The 17,912-nt window shown below is 61.8% G+C and carries 17 protein-coding genes; 11 read left to right on the top strand and 6 right to left on the bottom strand.

From position 1 onward, the window contains the following. Positions 1-373 precede the first annotated feature (373 nt). The gene (locus AX284_RS06970) at positions 374-766 is read right to left on the bottom strand and encodes a globin domain-containing protein (protein ID WP_068384331.1); all 393 of its coding nucleotides are present in this window, start codon (positions 764-766) and stop codon (positions 374-376) included. 216 nt (positions 767-982) lie between these two features. Between AX284_RS06970 and AX284_RS06965 the strand changes: the two genes are divergently transcribed. Both AX284_RS06965 and AX284_RS06960 read left to right on the top strand, forming a co-directional pair. After that, positions 983-1,675 (top strand): bacteriorhodopsin, encoded by a 693-nt coding sequence (locus AX284_RS06965; RefSeq protein ID WP_068384329.1) that lies wholly within the window; start codon positions 983-985, stop codon positions 1,673-1,675. 2 nt (positions 1,676-1,677) lie between these two features. Continuing rightward, on the top strand, positions 1,678-2,529 hold the full coding sequence (locus AX284_RS06960; protein WP_068384327.1) for a beta-carotene 15,15'-dioxygenase, Brp/Blh family: 852 nt from the start codon (positions 1,678-1,680) through the stop codon (positions 2,527-2,529). Here the strand turns inward: AX284_RS06960 and AX284_RS06955 are convergent. Both AX284_RS06955 and proP read right to left on the bottom strand, forming a co-directional pair. Continuing rightward, positions 2,503-2,982 carry an Lrp/AsnC family transcriptional regulator gene (locus AX284_RS06955; RefSeq protein ID WP_064309082.1) on the bottom strand — a complete coding sequence of 160 codons (480 nt, stop codon included), beginning with the start codon at positions 2,980-2,982 and terminating at the stop codon, positions 2,503-2,505. The two genes, AX284_RS06960 and AX284_RS06955, sit on opposite strands and share 27 nt — an antisense overlap. A gap of 443 nt (positions 2,983-3,425) precedes the next feature. Further along, the gene (gene proP / locus AX284_RS06950) at positions 3,426-4,877 is read right to left on the bottom strand and encodes a glycine betaine/L-proline transporter ProP (RefSeq protein ID WP_017642711.1); all 1,452 of its coding nucleotides are present in this window, start codon (positions 4,875-4,877) and stop codon (positions 3,426-3,428) included. Between the two features lie 126 nt (positions 4,878-5,003). Between proP and AX284_RS06945 the strand changes: the two genes are divergently transcribed. Then, positions 5,004-6,080 carry an aldo/keto reductase gene (locus AX284_RS06945; RefSeq protein WP_068384325.1) on the top strand — a complete coding sequence of 359 codons (1,077 nt, stop codon included), beginning with the start codon at positions 5,004-5,006 and terminating at the stop codon, positions 6,078-6,080. Between the two features lie 78 nt (positions 6,081-6,158). Beyond that, positions 6,159-7,121, top strand: a complete 963-nt coding sequence (locus AX284_RS06940; protein ID WP_068384323.1) for a DUF6515 family protein — start codon at positions 6,159-6,161, stop codon at positions 7,119-7,121. A gap of 3 nt (positions 7,122-7,124) precedes the next feature. On the opposite strand, the gene AX284_RS06935 is transcribed toward AX284_RS06940, so the two are convergent. Next, positions 7,125-7,808 carry a class I SAM-dependent methyltransferase gene (locus AX284_RS06935; protein ID WP_017642708.1) on the bottom strand — a complete coding sequence of 228 codons (684 nt, stop codon included), beginning with the start codon at positions 7,806-7,808 and terminating at the stop codon, positions 7,125-7,127. 800 nt (positions 7,809-8,608) lie between these two features. On the opposite strand from AX284_RS06935, the gene AX284_RS06930 reads away from it, so the two are divergent. The 6 genes from AX284_RS06930 to AX284_RS06905 are packed head-to-tail and all read left to right on the top strand — an operon-like array spanning position 8,609 to position 15,371. Further along, positions 8,609-9,124 (top strand): GspH/FimT family pseudopilin, encoded by a 516-nt coding sequence (locus tag AX284_RS06930; RefSeq protein ID WP_068384320.1) that lies wholly within the window; start codon positions 8,609-8,611, stop codon positions 9,122-9,124. Beyond that, a complete protein-coding gene (gene pilV, locus AX284_RS06925) occupies positions 9,121-9,705 on the top strand; it encodes a type IV pilus modification protein PilV (protein WP_068384318.1) in 585 nt (194 codons plus the stop codon). Before AX284_RS06930 ends, pilV begins: the two co-directional genes overlap by 4 nt. A gap of 44 nt (positions 9,706-9,749) precedes the next feature. After that, positions 9,750-10,427, top strand: coding sequence for a pilus assembly protein PilW (locus AX284_RS06920; protein WP_236712148.1), 678 nt, complete (start codon positions 9,750-9,752; stop codon positions 10,425-10,427). Next, positions 10,424-11,017, top strand: a complete 594-nt coding sequence (locus AX284_RS06915) for a pilus assembly PilX family protein (protein ID WP_017642704.1) — start codon at positions 10,424-10,426, stop codon at positions 11,015-11,017. Before AX284_RS06920 ends, AX284_RS06915 begins: the two co-directional genes overlap by 4 nt. Further along, positions 11,014-14,916, top strand: a complete 3,903-nt coding sequence (locus tag AX284_RS12070) for a pilus assembly protein (protein ID WP_236712147.1) — start codon at positions 11,014-11,016, stop codon at positions 14,914-14,916. The genes AX284_RS06915 and AX284_RS12070 overlap by 4 nt, the downstream gene beginning before the upstream one ends. 8 nt (positions 14,917-14,924) lie before the next feature. Then, on the top strand, positions 14,925-15,371 hold the full coding sequence (locus AX284_RS06905) for a type IV pilin protein (RefSeq protein WP_153015326.1): 447 nt from the start codon (positions 14,925-14,927) through the stop codon (positions 15,369-15,371). Positions 15,372-15,526: 155 nt separating this feature from the next. On the opposite strand, the gene AX284_RS06900 is transcribed toward AX284_RS06905, so the two are convergent. Continuing rightward, a complete protein-coding gene (locus tag AX284_RS06900; RefSeq protein WP_068384313.1) occupies positions 15,527-16,366 on the bottom strand; it encodes a DUF6502 family protein in 840 nt (279 codons plus the stop codon). 121 nt (positions 16,367-16,487) lie between these two features. Then, the gene (locus tag AX284_RS11955) at positions 16,488-16,631 is read right to left on the bottom strand and encodes a hypothetical protein (RefSeq protein ID WP_017642700.1); all 144 of its coding nucleotides are present in this window, start codon (positions 16,629-16,631) and stop codon (positions 16,488-16,490) included. Positions 16,632-16,808: 177 nt separating this feature from the next. Between AX284_RS11955 and AX284_RS06895 the strand changes: the two genes are divergently transcribed. Next, positions 16,809-17,909, top strand: a complete 1,101-nt coding sequence (locus tag AX284_RS06895) for a catalase family protein (RefSeq protein WP_068384311.1) — start codon at positions 16,809-16,811, stop codon at positions 17,907-17,909. Positions 17,910-17,912 lie beyond the last annotated feature (3 nt).

The raw sequence follows: 17,912 nt of genomic DNA, 5'->3' as shown, positions 1-17,912 counted from the left end.
CCTATGGCGTGCTCAAGACGCAGCGACCTTATCAACCACGACAGGCCCTTTAGAGGACCTGTTGTGATTGATGGGAGAGATGGTATCTACGGGGTGTGGTTTGCCCTCACCCTGGCCCTCTTCCTGAGGGAGAGGGGCGTTAGGTAGGGTGCGGTGCCTTGGGGTGTTGGGCTTCGACGATGGAGCTGTCTCAGCCCAACCTACGAGGTCTGGTTTGCCTCACCCCGGCCCTCTCCCTGGGGGAGAGGGGGCGTTTGGGTGGAGTTGGGGTGCCTTGGGGTGTTGGGCTTCGACGGTGGAGCTGTCTCAATCCAACCTGCGGGTGTCGTAGGTTGGGTTGAGCGCAGCGAAGCCCAACGGGACCCCTGCCCGCTCAGTAGTAGCTGCGCATCACCGCGATTCCCGCTTCCAGCACGCCTTGCCATTCCTGGCGCAGGGCGGGAGTGAAGTCGGCATCGTGCTGGGCCAGGGTGGCGAGCAGGCAGTCGACCCAGCCTTCGTAGAGTTCGGGACCGATGTCCAACCGCGCCCGGCAATGGCTTTCGCCGAGCTGGCGTAGTTTGGTGGTGGGCATGCCGCGGGCCACCAGAACCAGGTTCATGATGCCGTGGCGCAACAGCAGCTTCTGCGCGGCCATGTCGGTATGGACGAACTTCTCCCTCACCCGGGGCGAGCTAGCCAGGAAGCGCTGGTAGAAATCATCGAAGAAGGCGGGGCTGGCGCAGCAGCGTCCGTAGCTCAGCATCACGTTCTGGGCCGGCAGCATGCGAATTCCTGGGCGGACACGAAACGGCGCAGCTTGCCTGAGCACGGCGGCTATCGTCTTGATCCGGGTCAAGACGACCACCGACCCCCGCTCTGAAACATTTTGAACCAACTCGTGTGGCCGCTTCTCTACCCTAAGCGCAGCGATAGCCGAGAAACCCCTACTCCAGAGGGCCTGGCCCGTCAGTGCGCACCTATCGTCCCCCTGGAGAACCCCATGAGTCAGACCCCTCTGCTAATCGGCTTCGTCATCATGTCGCTCGCCTCCCTGGCCATCTATGCCAAGGGCGCGCACCGCGGTCCGCTGCGCGGTCATACCCTGGTCCACGCCGCCGTGCCCTTCATCGCCGCCACGGCCTATCTGGCCATGTACCTGGGGGTCGGCAATCTGATCAAGCCGGATGGCAGCATCACCTACGTCGCCCGCTACCTGGACTGGACCTTCACCACGCCGTTGCTGCTGGCCGGGGTGGTGAGTTCGGCCTACCTGGGTGCCCGCGAGCAAGAAGGTCAGGCGGGTTTCGTGGCGTCCATCGTGACCCTGGACGTGGTGATGATCGTGACCGGTCTGGTGGCCTCTCTGGCACCGTACGGCACCATCAAGTGGGTGTTCTTCGCCTGGTCCTGCGCCGCCTTTGTCGGGGTGCTCTATCTGCTGTGGAAACCGCTGGCGACCCTAGCCGGGCAACATGCCGCGATCGGCGCGGCCTATCGCAAGAACACCGGCTTTCTGACCGTGCTCTGGCTGATCTATCCGGTGGTCTTCGCCATTGGCCCGGAGGCTGTGTGGATGGTGAGCGATGCGGCGACCATCTGGATCATCCTGGCGCTCGACGTGCTGGCCAAGGTGGTCTATGCCTTCACCTCCGAGCGCAATCTGCGCGCGGCCCTGGCGCGGACCGGCGTCTAAAGATGCAGGAGACCGGGCGAGGCTGGCTGGCGCTGGTACTGACCGCTGGGCTCGCTAGCCTGGCGGGCGGGGCCGGGCAACTGGCCTACGCCCTGGTGGTAGGCCTGGGTCTGGGCCTGCTGCATGGCGCCAGTGATCTGCGTCTGGTTGCACCCGGGCGGCGCCTCGCCTTTCTCGGCTGCTATCTGGCGACGGCCCTGGCCTGTCTGCTCTGCTGGCAACTGGCAGGCACGGCGGCGCTGCTGCTGTTCCTGTTGCTCTCGGCCTGGCATTTCGCCCATGAAGACGAGCTGTTTCCCAATCGGCTGACCTCGCTGGCCTTGGGGCTGTTCATCCTTGGCGGTCCGGCGCTGGTGCACGAAGCCGCCGTCGCCCGGTTGCTGGGCTTGGCCATGGGGCCGACTGCTTCTCTGGCCCTCGCAGACTGGCTGGCCCGCGTGCTCGCCCTGGGCGGGCTGCTGGCGCTGCCGGTGCTACTGCTGGCGGCCTGGCAGCAACGTTGTCCCAGGCTGGCGGTGACGCTGCTCGCCGTGGTGCTGGCGCCGCCCCTGGTGGGTTTCGCCCTGGGCTTCTATCTGCTGCATGCCGCGCCCCAGACCGGGGTGCGCCAACGTTTGTTGGGGGCGCCTACCTTCAAGGCCTATCTGCGCCTGACGTGGCCGATCCTGCTGGGCGCTGCGCTCTTCACCCTGGCCGGTGGCCTGGTGTTCCTACTGCAGGAACGCACCGGCATCCGCGCGCTGTTCGCCGTGCTGGCGGCCTTCGCCGTGCCGCACATGCTGGTGCTGCCGCGCTTTCTCGTATCCGACGCTGAAACGCAGCCGCGCTCAGGGCCGCAGGTGGTTGAGCGGTAGTTCGGTGCTGGCCAGGATCTGGTTGAGCACGAAGCTCGACCGCACGCTGGACACGCCCTCGATGCGCGTCAGGGTGCCCAGCAGCAGCTGCTGGTAGTGCTCCATGTCGGGCACCACCACCTTGAGCTGGTAATCCGCATCCATGCCGGTGACCAGGCAGCACTCCAGCACCTCGGGGCACTGGGCGATGATGGCCTGGAAGTTCTCGAAGCGCTCGGGGGTGTGTCTGTCCATGCCGATGAGGACGAAGGCGGTCAGCGACAGGCCGAGTTTTTTGCGATCCAGCAGGGCGACCTGACGGGTGATGTAGCCGCTGTCTTCCAGTTGCTTGACCCGTCGCGAGCAGGGGGAGGGCGATAGCCCGATGCGTTCGGCCAGTTCCTGATTGGACAGACGCGCGTCGCGCTGCAGTTCTGCCAAAATTTTCAGATCGAAGCGATCGAGTTTGTCCATTCTGCATGCCTTGCGCTAGCCGATTGCGCTTAATCCTAGGTTTGTGGACATGGATTGCGCAAGAGGCAGGAAAGAAGCGGCACAACGCAACCCGCTGCCGGCCACAGGGGCGTAAGCTGAATTCAACTTCGATAGCCCGGTAGAGCTGTCCAACGAAGGCGCCCCAGGAGGGCCTTTCGCATCGCCAACGACGGTATCCCGTCCGCCGCGCCCGGGCCCGCCCAGGTCACCATTCCTGGTCGATCGCAGCCACCGTCACGAGCGGTGCGAGAGGACAACGAATTCAAGGGGAGGCCGCAAGGTCTCCCCTTTTCTTTTGCGTGGAATTTGGGGGCGGGGAGGGCGTCTGGGGAAGGTTGGGTAAGGGGGAAGAGCATCGCGGCCATGGGCCGCTCCTACAGCGGTATATGCCTGTAGGAGCGGCCGCGATCAATCCGTGAAACTCACGCCTGCCCAGGCGGCTGCTTGTCCACGGTCAGAGGTGCGTCGCTGGCGAGGAACTCCCGGGCCTCTTCTTCGCTGGCTACCGAGGGTGGCGAGCCGCGTAGGGGTTGGCCGGCGGTTTCGCGCACGGTCAGCATGGTCAGGATGCCGATCACCGCTGCAGCCATCAGGTAGTAGGCCGGCACCAGGGGGTCGCCGGTCTTTTCCACCAGCCAGGCGGTGACCAGCGGGGTGGTCCCGCCAAACAGCGACACCGAGATGTTGAAGGCGATGGACAGGGCGCTGTAGCGGATGGGGGTGTAGAACAGCGCCGGCAGGGTGGACGGCATGGTGCTGGTAAAGCAGGCCAGGGCCATGCCCAGGAGCATCAGGCCAAGGAAGATCAGCCAGTCGTGGCCGCTGCCGATCAGCTTGAGGCAGGGAATCGCCAGGACCAGGATCGCCACGCACGCACCGATGATCATCGGCTTGCGCCCCAACCGGTCGCTGAAGAAACCGCCCAGGATGTTGAGCGGCATCATAACCACCATGACGATGAGGATCAGCAGCAGACCCTTGGTCTCGGCGTAGCCCATGGTCACCGCCAGATAGCTGGGCATGTAGGTCAGCAGCATGTAGTCGGTGACGTTGAACACCAATACCAGGCCGACGCACTTGAGCAGGGCGACCCGATGCAGGGTGAACAGCTCGCGCAGACTGTGCGCAGGACCGTCCGCGGCCTTGCCTTCGTTGGCCTCGGTGTGGGCCTTGAACGCCGGAGTCTCTTCCAGCTTCAGGCGCATGTAGAGGCCGAGTAGGCCGAGGGGACCGGCGATGAAGAAGGGCACGCGCCAGCCCCAGTCGAGCAACTGTTCCTGGGTCAGGGCCGCGGTGAGCGCCGTGACCGTTCCCGCGCCGGCGATATAGCCGGCCAGGGTGCCGAATTCCAGCCAGCTGCCCATGCGTCCGCGGGTCTTGTCGGTGGCGTACTCGGCGATGAAGGTCGCCGCTCCCCCGTATTCACCACCGGTGGAGAAGCCTTGGACGACACGTGCCAGCAGCAGCAGGGCAGGCGCCCAGATGCCGATGCTCTCGTAGCTGGGGATGAGGCCGATGCTGAAGGTGCCCAGGGCCATCATGATCATGGTCAGGGCCAGCACCTTCTGGCGACCGTACTTGTCGCCCAGGGGGCCGAACACCATGCCGCCGAGGGGGCGGACCAGAAAGGCCACGGTAAAGGTGGCGAAGGTGGCGATCAGCTGGGCGGCGGCATCGCCGTCGGGAAAGAAGACCTTGCCAAGGGTCACGGCCAGGTAGCCATAGACGCCGAAATCGAACCACTCCATGGCATTGCCAAGGGCGGCGGCGCCGACGGCGCGCTTGACCAGGGAATTGTCGACGATGGTGAGGTCGTCCGGCTTTACCTCATGGCGACGCTTGAACCAGCCAACGTGATGATGGTGTTTCGACATGTGTTTTCCTCCTTGCGTGGGGCCATAGACCCAAGCGGACCGCTGTAAGTGCGATTCCTGTGCGGTTGAAACTTGCCGAACACGCCTGGAGTCGACCCTTTATCGGTAAAAACTCTTGGAGGCACCATGCAATATCGTCCGCTCGGCCACTCCGGCCTGCTGGTTTCCCAACTCGCCCTCGGCACCCTGCAGGTGGGTGGTCGCGATGGATTCGAGAAGTGCGGGGGCATCGACCTGCGCACCCTGCGGCGGCTGTTCGACATCGCCTTCGACGCCGGGGTGAATCTGGTGGATACCGCCGATCTATATTCCTACGGCCTGGCCGAGGAACTCGTCGGCCAGGCCCTGGGTGACAAGCGCGACGACATACTGCTGGCATCCAAGGGGCGGAGCGCCATGAGCGACGACCCCAACGACAGCGGCGCTTCGCGCTATCACCTGATCCGCGCCTGCGAGAACAGCCTGCGCCGGCTGGGCACCGATCACCTGGATCTCTACCAGCTGCACAACTGGGACGGGGTCACCCCCATCGAAGAGACGCTGGAGGCCATGACCCACCTGGTGCAAAGCGGCAAGGTGCGCTACTTCGGCACCAGCAACTACACCGGCTGGCAGATGATGAAGACCCTCAGCAAGGCTGAGCTGCACGGCTTCATCAAGCCGGTCAGCCAGCAGATCTATTACACCCCGGAATCCCGCGAGGCGGAGTACGAACTGTTGCCGCTGGCCCTCGACCAGGAGGTCGGCACCCTGGTCTGGGGCCCCATGGGCGAAGGTCTGCTGACCGGCTCGACCCGCCGCGGCAAGCCTGCGCCGCAGGGGACGCGCCAGGGCAGCGATTGGCCCGAGCCCTATGTACACGATCCCGAACGCGCCCTGGACATCATCGAGACCCTGGCCGCGGTGGGCGATGCCCATGGCGTCTCGGTAGCCCAGGTCTGCCTGGCCTGGCTCAGGGATCGCCCGGGCATCACCAGCCTGATCGTCGGTGCCCGCAGCGAAGCCCAGCTGCACGACAACCTGGCGGCCATGGAGCTGGCGCTGACGGCAGAGGAGTCCGCCCGGATCGAGGCGGCGACCCGTCGCGAGCCGCTGTATCCCTATTGGCACCGCATCGTCGCCGGGATGGATCGACTGGATCCGGCCGAGCAGCCGTTCCTGGCCGAGCAGCGCAAGACCCTGGACCAGCGCCGCGACAAATAGGGCGAGCGGCTAACGGCCGGGCTGGGGGAGGGTCCAAGCCTTGGGGTACTCTGGGCCATCCCCTCGTGGAGCCGTGCGATGAAATCGCCTGCCATGCTGTTCGCGCTTGTCTTCTCCGGCGTTTCGCTCTGGAGCATCGCGCCCGCCTGGGCCGATAACAACTATCGCCTGGGCGGCGTCTATGTGAATCCGCCGCCGGGCGCCCAGCCGCCACCCGTCATTCCCCCAGGCAATGCTGGGCGCTGGCAGGGCCGCGGTCAGGGTGACTGGAATGGCGGCTCGCCCGGACGCGGCAATGGTCCAGCCCTGGAGCGCTGGGAGCGCAACGATCCACCACCGCCGCGACCAGGCTATCAGCCGGCCTGGCAAGACCGCCCCGTCCCGCTGCCGCGTCCAGGCTACATGATGCCGGCGCCTGACCAGCCCGGTCGGAATTATCCGCCGCCGCCACCCCCACGACCGGAGCGGGACCCGCATTGGTCCGGCCCGCGCCCTGGCTGGGGCGCTAATCCCCAGTGGCGACCCGGTTTCGAGGTACCGGGCGTGCCGGCCGGTTTCACCCGCGTCTGGTATCGGGACAGTCAGTATTACTACGCCGACGGCTACTGGTATCGGCCCCAGGGGCCGCGCTATGTGGTGACCCTGCCGCCGACCGGGGTACGCGTCAGCGTCTTGCCGGCCTTTGCCGAAACGCTGTGGATGGGCGGCACCACCTACTATTTCGCCGCGGGCAGCTATTACCGCACCGATCCGGGCGGCGGCTTCGTCACCGTCGCCGATCCCAACGTCGCTGCAGTACCGACCACGACGGCAGCGCCTGCCGGGACCGGCTACGATGCCTATGACGTTACCGCCTATCCCTTGCAGGGCCAGCCGCCCGAACGCTACGCCACGGATCGCTACGATTGCCGCCGCTACGCCGCCGGCGAGTCGGGCTTCGATCCCGAACGACCCGGTGCGGTTGGCGATCCCTACCTGACCCAGCGTTTCCGCCAAGCCCTGGCCGCCTGCCTGGCGAGGCGTGGGTATCGGGTGGAGTAGCGCTCAGTCGTTGGTCAGCTGCACCAGGGTGAACAGCCCAAAGGGCGGCACGCTGCTGCGACTGGCGCGGCGCAGGTCTTCGCGGGAAAGGATGGAGTCCATGGCGAAGTCAGGGTGCCAGCCCAGCTTGCGCGAGGCTGGCGCCAGGGTCTTTTCCGCCAGCAGGCGCAGGCCGCTCTCGGCTTGGAAGTGATTGACCAGCAAGAGGTGGCCGCCCGGCTTCACCACGCGCCGCATCTCCTGCATCAGCTTGCGCGGATTGGGCACCACGGAGGCTACGAACATGGCCACGGCGATATCAAAAGAGCCGGTGGGCAGGCCGGTTTCCTCGGCATTGGCTTCGAGCAGCGCCTCCACCGTGGTGATCTCGTCGCGCGCGACCCGCTCCCGCGCCTTGGCCAGCATGTCCGGCGAGAGATCGATCCCGGTGACGCGCTTGTCAGCGCCATAGTGCGGCAGGGCCAGCCCCGTCCCTACGCCTACTTCCAGCACCCGGGTGCCCGCCAGCGCATTGACCGCCGCCACCGCCCGCTTGCGACCGGGCGCAGAGACGCCACCAAACACTCGATCATAGACATTGGCCCAGCGCCGGTAGGCGGAAATGATGGCGGCATTGTCCAGCGCGGAGTGCGGTGCGGACGTGTCGGCGGTATCTAGCGAATAATCGATTTTCTTCGAGTCGTGCATAGCGGCCTTGTCATTGTCGGTAGATGAAAGCAGGGGCGTTACGGAGCTAACTCGGAGCGGCGTCCGATGGTGGAAAGTACATGCCAATGAGCGAAGCGTAAGCAGCTTCGTTATCGCTCGTGTTTTTTTGTAATGGGGTTTGCCACCTGTCTCCTATTCGCAGCAGAACACCCCTAGATCATTTGGATGCTTGATATGGATCTCATCAGGCAAGTGATCTTCTTGTTTTAAAACAATTTATAGGTACTTGGCTAGTTTGTATTCATTTGGTCTTCCCTGAATGAGAAGCTGATTCTTTTATGGATTTTTTTTGTTCATTCAATGAATTTAAAGCTTCATTGTTTTTTGTTCGTTCAAATAAAAGGCTGTATTGGCGAAGATAGAGAGTGCCTACCGCTTTTTATCGATGTCAGAGCAGCCGTTCGAGCCTTGGCTACCGAGGGACAGCAAAGAAGGCTCGACGGCTGGTGTAAGGACGCCTTTGGTCGCATACGAAGCCAGGGATTGCTCATTGTCATATTTTGGTAATAGACAGCTTAATAGGCTAAGCAGAGCAGGCCTGAAAGCGCTAGGCTAGAGCGCTCGGGAACGCGAGGCAGAGACGTTAGCTGGCACATTGATAGCGGGCTATGCTTATGGCCTGTGGGCGTGCCTTTCGTCGGTGTAAGTCGCCGGATACGGCGTGTCCGGTTCGTCCCGGTCGTCCCGTCCTTACGTCCGAATGTCTCTCCATTGCTGATTTTCAGCCGTCTTAAAGGCAGCATTGCCTGGGTGTCCGGAATTGACAAGGCAGATGTGGCGTGAAGAAGGCCGCAGGCTTCACTCTTACAGAATTGCTGATAGTCGTAGGCTTGATCGCTATCCTTGCTGCGATAGCGGTACCTGGTTTCAGCTCGTTGATCCGCTCCAACAGAGTCGTCGGCGCTGCCGAAGAGCTGCAGAATGTTCTTACTTATGCCCGCAGTGAGGCGATGGTTCGCGGCGTCAACGTCGCTGTCACAGCCCCTAATGTCGATGCCTGGACCGGTGCCCTGATTGTCGCCACCGTGAGCAGCACCGTGTTGGGCGAGGCGGAAACGCTGCGCAGTTTCACCAACACCGGCTTGGCCGCTTCGGGGGTCAACAGCACGGGCACCGCTGCCGCACTGACCTTCCGGCCTAATGGCACTCTGGTGTCGTCCGCTGCAGCCACGATCAACGTCTGCGCCAGTAATGACAAAACCACTACCGGTAGGACGCTGACGATCACTCAAGGTGGGCAGATCAGCATGAAGGACTTTCCGCCGACGTCGGCCAAAGCGAGTGGCTGTTCATGAGCGTCTTGCGTCAACGGGGTTTCAGCCTCATCGAGGTGCTGGTCAGTCTGATCGTCATCTGCATTGGCGTTCTGGGCATGGTGGCATTGCAATCTCGTAGTCTGGTGCAGACTCAGGACTCCGTACTTCGCAACAACGCCATCATGCTGGCGGGCGATCTCATAGAAATGATGCGCAGCAATCCCGGGGGGGCCCTTGCCGGAGACTTGTTCAGCGTCACCAGCAAGTACCACAAGGCTACCGGTAGTGACTTTGCCAGCGTTGCGCTGGATTCTGCCGACGACTCGTGCGCCAAGCTCGCCCGAGGTGTTGGGGGGGACACCGTTGCTGGCAAGGATCTGACCTGCTGGCTGCGCCAGGTCAAGGCGCTGCTGCCGGTGACCGATGACCTCATCAAGGCCAACTTCGCCGTTTGCCCCTCGCTGGCGCCACCTGCGGTCGGCAGTACGACACCCTACGATGCCTGTGGCACCGAAAACAGCTCGATAGCCATGGTGGTCTTGGCCTGGCAGGACGCTTCCAGCAATACCCAGGGATGCGCCGGTGGTATCTGCTACTACGTCTTGAGGGCCGAGCTATGAAGCGACAGCGTGGTCTATCCCTGATCGAGATGATGATCTCTCTGATGCTCAGTACCTTCTTGATTCTTGCCGTCACCCAGCTTTATCTCGGCAACAAGCGCCACTACCTCTATCAGGAAGGTCAGGTCGAGAATGGCGACAATGGTCGGCTTGCCCTGTTGCTGCTGGATCAGCAATTGGCGAAGGCTGGCTTCCGTGCCAATCCCGTCGTCAAGACAACTCTGACGGAGGCCTTTCCTAGTCTGGATGGGACCAATGGCTGTCCGGCCTTCGCTGCAGGACAGACCATCCAGCTCACCACGGACGCCAATCAAAGCGGTATCTGCTTTCGCTATCAAGGCGCGGCAAAGGGAACGGACGTCGATTGCCTGGGTAACAAGATCGCGGCTGCTACCCATGGTACCGAGGTTCTCACGCGTATCAGCTATGTGGCCGATGGCAGCGGAACGGGAACCCTTCGCTGCAGCGCTCAAGGCCAAGCCGCTCAGGTACTGGTCAGTGGCTTGACCAGCTTTGTCTGGTTCAAGGTGCCGTCCAGTGCCGACTCCAATCAGGCGATCCGCTATGCGGCCTTGTTTTCCACGACCAAGGATCTCACCGATGGTATCTCCAGTACGGTGATCAATAACTGGAACACCTTGAGTGGGCAGAGCTTGCAAGACAGCACCCACGTGTTGCAGATCGTTCAAGGCAGCGTGACCCTGCGGAATCTGATGCAATGACGGGCGCACCGGTGGCATCGCAACGGGGTGCGGTACTGATCGTCGCGCTGATCATGCTGCTGCTACTCACCCTGCTGGCATTGTCCAGCATGCGTTCCAGTACGCTGCAGAATCGCCTGGGTGGCAGCGTGTCCGAGCAGAAGCGGGCCTACAACGCGGCGGAATCGGCGCTACGCGAAGGGGAGCGCCGGCTAAATGCCCTGAAGTTCACGGCCGTCTTTTCCGCGGCCAGCGCAGGCTATTCAAGCTGCTCTTCGAGTGTAGCGGCCATTGGCAGCAATCTATGCATCCTGCTCGAAGGCAATGATCTCGATACCACCGAGAAAACTCAGGCTTGGGCCAAGACCGCTCTATCGGCAAGCGGTACGGCATCGGCATCAGTCGCCTACAGCGGCTATGACGGCAAGTCGACGTTCAGCCGCTTGCCTCGTTGGGTCGCTACGGTCGTCTCCAGCAGCGGGGAAAGCGATATGTCTCTCGCCAGCCAAGGCAAGGGCATCTACTACTATCGGGTAACCGCCGCTGCCACGGCAGGGGGCGCGCGTTTTCCTGTCATTCTGCAAAGTATCATCAAGGTAGAAGTCCAATGAGCTTGCGCCAATGCTCTGCGTTTCTGGCCCTGTGTTTGGCGCTTCCCTTGGTGGAAGCGGCTACCTTCAACCCGACCCAGCAGCCGCTTTTCTTGACTACCGGTGTCGGGCCAAATTTCTTCATCACCATCGATAACTCCACCAGTATGCAGATGGCGGTGGTGCCGGACGCGTCGAATAACGCCACCATTCGCCCAACTCGCCGGGCCAAATCCGCTACCTTCAATGGGTTGTATTACAACCCTGCGGTCACCTATGCTGCGCCTTACAAGGTCGTTTACGACGCTTCGACAGGCATCTTGACCAAGACCCGGTTGACGACGAGTTTTACTGCAGCCTATGTAAACGGTTTTCGTACCGGTTTAGGGACAGTAGACCTGAGCAGCAACTACAAGGTGAGTTGGGGCTACAATCCCAATATAAGCACGACCGACCCAGAGACCGCCCGTGGCACCACCTATGCCAACCCAGGGCTGGCGACCGGTAGTGTCAGTACCCTGGCAGAAAACCCTTCGGCTGATTTTCCCACTGTTACTTCTACCACCTCCAGCACGGGAAGCAGTACCAGAACGAATAACGTTACCTACACAACGTCCGCCTCCTTCTGTCCCTCTTCAATCAGTGATTCTTCTTCAACTTCAGGCACCACTAGCACCACGTCGAATGGTGTAACTACCAGCAGTTATACGACAACTCGAACGTCGTACAGCAATATTTCCTGCTCTTTCAATTTCTTCAGATACACGGTCAGGGTAACCACCACGTCCACGCCGACGACCTACACCACCACTACTTCTGACGGAGTGAAAGCGGGTGTGGCCGCTTATTACTACATTTACGACACTAAGCTCTCCACGTGCACCACGATTGGCACTCGTAACGATGACTGTTACAGGAAGGTCACGGTATCCAACGATTCTGGTTTGAACGGTAGCGACGAACGCCAGAATTTTGCCAACTGGTATTCTTTCTATCGCAGTAGATCCCTGGCGGCGCAAAGTGCAACCAACTTGGCGATGATTGATGTGGATGAAAATATCCGTGTTGGCTGGCAGGCGCTGGGTAGCTGTACCTTTTCCGCTACATCGCCAAGTTGCCGCGGTATCAATAATTCCAGTTCGTCGGCCTACGACAATCGTCTGCGCCCCTTCAGCGGCAGTCACCGGCAGGCGCTGTTCGATTGGCTTGGCGACATCTACTACGACTCCAGCACGCCCCTGCATTCGGCATTGGCTCGGGTGGGCAACTTTCTATCCACGACTGGCATCAATGGCCCCTATGCCTACAGCCCTGGCAGCACCGAGGCTCCAATCTACGCCTGCCGGGCCAGCTATAGCCTGATGGTGACGGATGGCGTGTGGAACGCCAACTACGACGTGGCCGGCGAGGACAGCAACAGCCAAGAGTTGGGCGATGGCAGGACATACAGCCCTATGGCGCCCTATCAGGACCTCACCAAGGATACGCTGGCGGACTTGGCCTTCCAGTATTGGTACAGGGACGCCAACAGGTCGCTCGACAACAAGATTCCACCTTATACGGCAGTGAGCGGCACTGAGACCCATGGTGACAATAAGCTGACCTCCTACTGGAATCCAAAGAACGATCCAGCCACCTGGCAGCACCTGACCGGTTTCTATGTAGGCATTGGTTTGAGTAGCGCCCTGACCAGCCCGGTCTGGGGTGGGGATACCTACTCCGGTGGTTATGACGCGATCGCCGCTGGCACTCTAAGCTGGCCCAAGGCGGCTTCGGGTAGCGACAACAATGTCTACGACCTTTGGCACGCGGCCATCAATTCACGCGGTGCCTTCTTCAGTGCGGATGACGCCGGTGACTTGGTTAGCTCGCTCGGCGCCGTGGTGACGCGGATCACCCAGTCGAACAATGCCTCCGCTAGCCAGGTATCTTCGCCGATGCTCGACAACAGTTTCTCGTCGAGCTACACCTACGTTCCTACCTTTTCCAGCAGCGACTGGAGTGGAGATCTAGGCAAGTATTTGCGGACCGCAAAGTCTGTCACTCGCCAATGGAGTGCCCAAAGCAAACTCGACGCCACCTATGGCAGTGGTAGCTACACTGGACGAAAGGTGGTGATGGCCAGGTCCGCCAATACGCTGCAGGACTTCAAGTGGACCAATCTCAGTGCTACCCAAAAGGCGTATCTGAACAAGAATCTGCTTGGTACGGTCGACAGTTACGGCTCTCAGCGGGTGGATTATCTGCGCGGCGCGCGTACCTATGAAAACAGCGCTACCACGCCAAGTTTCCGGATACGCAGTCATATCCTGGGCGACATCGTCAACTCGACACCGGTACAGGTAACTATCCCCAGCAGCCCGGAAGCCAAGATGAATGCGCTGGTTTCCTCAGCCAGCGGATCCTATACGGCGTTTCGCCAAAAATGGGCCAGCCGTGCCACACGTATCTATGTCGGAGGCAACGACGGCATGCTGCACGGCTTCGATGATGGCGGTAACGAAAAATTTGCCTTCATTCCCAGTGCGGTCCTGCCCACTCTCTACAAGCTCACCGACGTGAACTACACCGGCGGTGCGCACCAGTTCTATGTCGATGGCTCGCCGGTGGTACAGGACGTCTATCTCGGCACGGACTGGCACACGGTGTTGATAGGGACCCTGCGTGGCGGTGGTCGCGGCCTCTTTGCCCTGGACATCACCGATCCGGACGATATCAAGTTGTTGTGGGAAAAAAGCAGTAGTGATTATCCTCAGCTGGGCTACACCTATGCAAAACCGGTAGTCACTCGGTTGCAGAACGGGTCCTGGGCAGTGGTACTGGGCAATGGCTATGGCAGCAGTTGGACGAACAACGGCGCTATCCAGGAGAATTCCGCTTCGCTCTATCTCCTCAATGTCAGCGATGGCAGCTTGATTTCGCAGTTGACCGCCTCTGCCAGCGGTACGGCGTTGAATGGTCTGTCTTCGCCGCTCGTAGCCGATGTCAATAACGACCTGATTGCCGACTATGCCTATGCAGGTGACTTACAGGGTCGCTTATGGCGCTTCGATTTGGTGGGCAGCAGCGCGACCAGCTACAGCGTTGCCTTTGGCGGCAAGACGCCCTTGTATAGCGCTCTGGCCAGCAGCTACTCGAGCGGCCTGAGCAGCTTTACCCAGGCCATCACTGCAGCGCCTTATCTGGTACGTCATCCATCCGGTACCGGCTATCTGATCGTCTTCGGGACAGGCAAGTACTTGGAGGGCGCCGATGCCACGGCCAATACCACCAAGGCCATGACGCTCTATGGCATCTGGGATCGTCAGGCTACGGGTACCGCCGCCAGCACGACACCGACGTTGACCGTTGCCAACCTGCAGCAGCAAACGCTAGGTGCGGACACTGGCATCTCCTATACCAGCTCTACGGGGAACTCGGTCGCATCCACTGCCAATACGCTGTCCACGACAGCGGTGGACTGGTACACGAGTACCAATACGGCGGGCAAGTATGGCTGGTACGTCAATCTGCCGCTGACGGGCGAGATGGTCATCAACAAGGCCCAGTACATCAGCGATACCTTGCTGTTCACATCGCTGGTGCCCAACGACGATCCGTGCGATTCCGGCGCGGTGACCTACCTGTATGCCCTCAATCCGTATACCGGGGGTGGCAGCGATCTCCTCGAACTTGGGCTGGATACCTCTTATTCACGGCTCAAACTGGCAGGCCTCTATGGCGGCGCCTCTATCTTCACCTATGGCAACAGCGTCGTCATTTCAGGGACGAGCCCGTCCACCACGACTACACTGACCAATGCTGATGGCTCCGTTACCACGACAACCCTGGATCCGAGCCTGCCGAACTCCACGGATACCAAGCGAAAGTTCTCCCGCCAGACCTGGCGCACCATACCCAATCAGAACCCTGACGAATGAAATTTTCGATGCGAGCACGAGGCTTTACCCTGATCGAGCTGATGATCGTCGTGGCGATTGTTGGCATCCTGGCGGCCATCGCCTATCCGAGCTATCAGAACTACATTTTGCGCACTCATCGTAGCGAGGGGCAGGCACTGCTCAATGAAGCGGCAGCGCGGATGGAGCGCTTCTATGCGCAGAACAATGCCTATCCGACCACTGTGAAGGACCTGAACATCGTGAATACCAAGACCGCGGCCGGCAGCGCCAAGGTGTTGTCCAGTAGTGGTCATTACGAGTTGAGCATCGTGGCCAATACCGCTGGTAGCGATGCCTATAGCCAGAATGGTCCTTACCTACTGACGGCGGAGCCGAAGGATACGCAGGCTAACGATGTCTGTGGAAACCTGATGCTTAATGCCCAGGGCGTCAAGAAGGTATCCAAGGGCAACGCCACCGACTGCTGGCGCTAGGTTCTGTACGAAAAGGGCCTGCGCTCGGTGATGCTGCGTTAAAAATCAGCTGGATCGGCAGTCCGATCGGAATGCTCATTTACCATTCGTAAACGCCGCTTCCTCGCCGATTTTTGCCTTGCCTAACCTTCGCTCGGCGACTTTTCGTACAGAACCTAATCCTCCCGTCCCTGCACCAGGCCCGCATCCCGCTCCTGTTCCACGCGATAGCCGCCAAAGCCCAGGGTCACCCGCTGGGTGGCGTCGGCCTTGCCGGCGTCGCGGGCTTCGTGTTCGACCACCAGGCGGTTGAGGCGGTTGAGCAGGTGCATGGATTCGTCGTAGGCGGTGCGATAGAGGCTGAGCGTGGAATCCTCGGTCAGGTTGTGGCCGTAGACCACGTGAAAGGTGAAGTCCGGCGCGGCGCGATCCTGCAGGTAGAGGCGCTCGAAGCCGGCCAGCAGGTCGCCGGTGAAATGGGCCAGCAGCCGCCCTGCGCCTTCCTGGCTCTCGGTGCCGCGCAGCAGCGAACGGGGGGTGAGCACCACCCGGTCTTCCTCGTCGAGGCGGGCATAGCCCTTGCGCAGCCATTCATCCAGCACGGTACGGGCGCGCACGTCGCTGCCGACGCTGGCGACCAGGGCGTCGAAACTCTGTTCGCCGCCACGGCGCTGAGTGCGGGGGAGGGGGCGCAGATTGCCCTTGGCATCGAGCAGATCCAGTCGTGAGGTCCAGGCGCTGAGCACCTGCCATTCCAGGCTGGGCGTGCAGGGCGTACGTTCCGGGCTGGCCTCGCGCAGGGCGCGGACCTCGCGGCGCGGCAGGCCGGTCAGCACCGAGATGCGGCTGTCGGAATTGGGCTTGTCGCGCAGCGGTTCGAAATCCTGGGCGACCTCGAAGTAGGTCTGGCGCAGCAGGCGATCGAAGGTCTGGTAGGTCACGCCGGAGGCGATGGCGATACGCACCAGCCGACCGATCAGGCTACGCAGAAGCAAGGGTACCTTGGTGGAAAGCATGGGGGACTCGACACGGCAGACGCCTGCCCATCTTCGCGGCGCCTTGAGCGCCCGTCAAACCGGCCGGTCACAAAGTGTCGCGGACGCCGCTCAGGCTGTCGTCCGCGGGGCAGGGCACTGCCTAGCCGGGTGTGCCCGATTCGGTCTCGCCGGCCACGTCCGGGTCGTCCGGAAACTCCTCCGGCTCCATGTCGGCATAAGGCAGCTCTTCGGGTGGCGGGGTATTGCTGGGGTTGTCGTAGGTCTTCTGGTCGGCGTCGCTCATGATGGGCTCCTGGGTGGGTGGTGGAGATATCGAACCCCCCTGGGCGGGGCCGTTCCCGAGCACCCCGTCGAGCGCGACCTTGTGTCGGCTGAGTGGCAATGGCCGAACGCCGTTAGCGCGATAGCGGTCCATTTGCTGACCGTCTCATCCGAATGACGGCATCCGAGGAGTCCCGTGATGACCACGCCTACCGCTGTCCATCCGCTGCCGTTCCAGCCCGCCTTCGAACAGGTGCCGGATGATGAAGCCGCCACCATTCGCGAAATGGTGGCGGCCATGAGAGACATCACCGAGACCACCTATGCCCATGGTGGTCATGCCATCCGCAGCGTGCACGCCAAGAGTCATGGTCTGCTCACGGGCCAGGTGACGGTGCTGGATGGTCTGCCGCCGGCCTATGCCCAGGGCGCCTTCGCCACGCCGGGCAGCTATGCCGCGGTGCTGAGATTCTCCACCAATCCGGGCGACATCCTGGCCGACAGCGTTTCCACCCCGCGTGGCCTGGCGTTCAAGCTGATCGACGTACCGGGCGAGCGCCTGCCTGGCAGCGAAGGGCAGGTGACCCAGGATTTCGTCATGCAGAACGCCCCGGCCTTTACCGCGCCGGATCCCAAGACCTTTCTCAAGACGCTCAAGCTGCTGGCCAAGACCACCGACCGCGGCGAGGGCCTGAAGAAAGTTGCCTCGGCAATGCTGCGCGGTACCGAGAAGGTGGTGGAAGCCTTTGGTGGCGAGAGTCCGACGCTCAAGAGTCTGGGCGGCCACCCGGAGACCCATCCGCTCGGCGAGACCTTCTACACCATGGTGCCCTTTCTCTACGGCCCCTATTTCGCCAAGCTCAGCGTGGTCCCGGTGGCGCCCGAGCTGACCGCCCTGACCGATGCCGCGGTGGAGGTCAACGGCAAGCCAGACGGCCTGCGCGAGGCGGTCAATGCCCATTTCGCCCAGCACGGCGGGGTCTGGGAGATCCGCGTGCAACTGGGGGTAGACATCGAGCAGACGCCGATCGAGGACGCCTCGGTGGTCTGGCCGGAAGGCCTGACCCCCTATGTGACTGTGGCGCGCCTGGAGGTCCAGCCGCAACCGGCCTGGAACGAGGCGCGCTCGCGCGAGGTGGACGACGCCATGGTGTTCAGCCCCTGGCACGGTCTGGCCGCGCATCGTCCCCTTGGCGGCATCATGAGATCGCGGCAACCGGCCTACGAGATGTCTTCGCAGTTTCGCAGCGAGCGCAACGGCTGCCCGTTGCACCATCCGTGCGGACCGGTGGAGTTGTAGGCG

It is taken from the genome of Pseudomonas sp. HUK17 (assembly GCF_001566765.1).
Note: the sequence above shows the minus strand (reverse complement) of the source record. Positions and strands in the feature narration are given on the sequence as shown.

Excerpts from the sequence above, each read along its gene's own strand:
- AX284_RS06970 (WP_068384331.1), bottom strand. The coding sequence starts at position 766 with ATGCTGCCGGCCCAGAACGTGATGCTGAGCTACGGACGCTGCTGCGCC.
- AX284_RS06965 (WP_068384329.1), top strand. The coding sequence starts at position 983 with ATGAGTCAGACCCCTCTGCTAATCGGCTTCGTCATCATGTCGCTCGCC.
- AX284_RS06960 (WP_068384327.1), top strand. The coding sequence starts at position 1,678 with ATGCAGGAGACCGGGCGAGGCTGGCTGGCGCTGGTACTGACCGCTGGG.
- AX284_RS06955 (WP_064309082.1), bottom strand. The coding sequence starts at position 2,982 with ATGGACAAACTCGATCGCTTCGATCTGAAAATTTTGGCAGAACTGCAG.
- proP (WP_017642711.1), bottom strand. The coding sequence starts at position 4,877 with ATGTCGAAACACCATCATCACGTTGGCTGGTTCAAGCGTCGCCATGAG.
- AX284_RS06945 (WP_068384325.1), top strand. The coding sequence starts at position 5,004 with ATGCAATATCGTCCGCTCGGCCACTCCGGCCTGCTGGTTTCCCAACTC.
- AX284_RS06940 (WP_068384323.1), top strand. The coding sequence starts at position 6,159 with ATGAAATCGCCTGCCATGCTGTTCGCGCTTGTCTTCTCCGGCGTTTCG.
- AX284_RS06935 (WP_017642708.1), bottom strand. The coding sequence starts at position 7,808 with ATGCACGACTCGAAGAAAATCGATTATTCGCTAGATACCGCCGACACG.
- pilV (WP_068384318.1), top strand. The coding sequence starts at position 9,121 with ATGAGCGTCTTGCGTCAACGGGGTTTCAGCCTCATCGAGGTGCTGGTC.
- AX284_RS06920 (WP_236712148.1), top strand. The coding sequence starts at position 9,750 with ATGCTCAGTACCTTCTTGATTCTTGCCGTCACCCAGCTTTATCTCGGC.
- AX284_RS06915 (WP_017642704.1), top strand. The coding sequence starts at position 10,424 with ATGACGGGCGCACCGGTGGCATCGCAACGGGGTGCGGTACTGATCGTC.
- AX284_RS12070 (WP_236712147.1), top strand. The coding sequence starts at position 11,014 with ATGAGCTTGCGCCAATGCTCTGCGTTTCTGGCCCTGTGTTTGGCGCTT.
- AX284_RS06905 (WP_153015326.1), top strand. The coding sequence starts at position 14,925 with ATGCGAGCACGAGGCTTTACCCTGATCGAGCTGATGATCGTCGTGGCG.
- AX284_RS06900 (WP_068384313.1), bottom strand. The coding sequence starts at position 16,366 with ATGCTTTCCACCAAGGTACCCTTGCTTCTGCGTAGCCTGATCGGTCGG.
- AX284_RS11955 (WP_017642700.1), bottom strand. The coding sequence starts at position 16,631 with ATGAGCGACGCCGACCAGAAGACCTACGACAACCCCAGCAATACCCCG.
- AX284_RS06895 (WP_068384311.1), top strand. The coding sequence starts at position 16,809 with ATGACCACGCCTACCGCTGTCCATCCGCTGCCGTTCCAGCCCGCCTTC.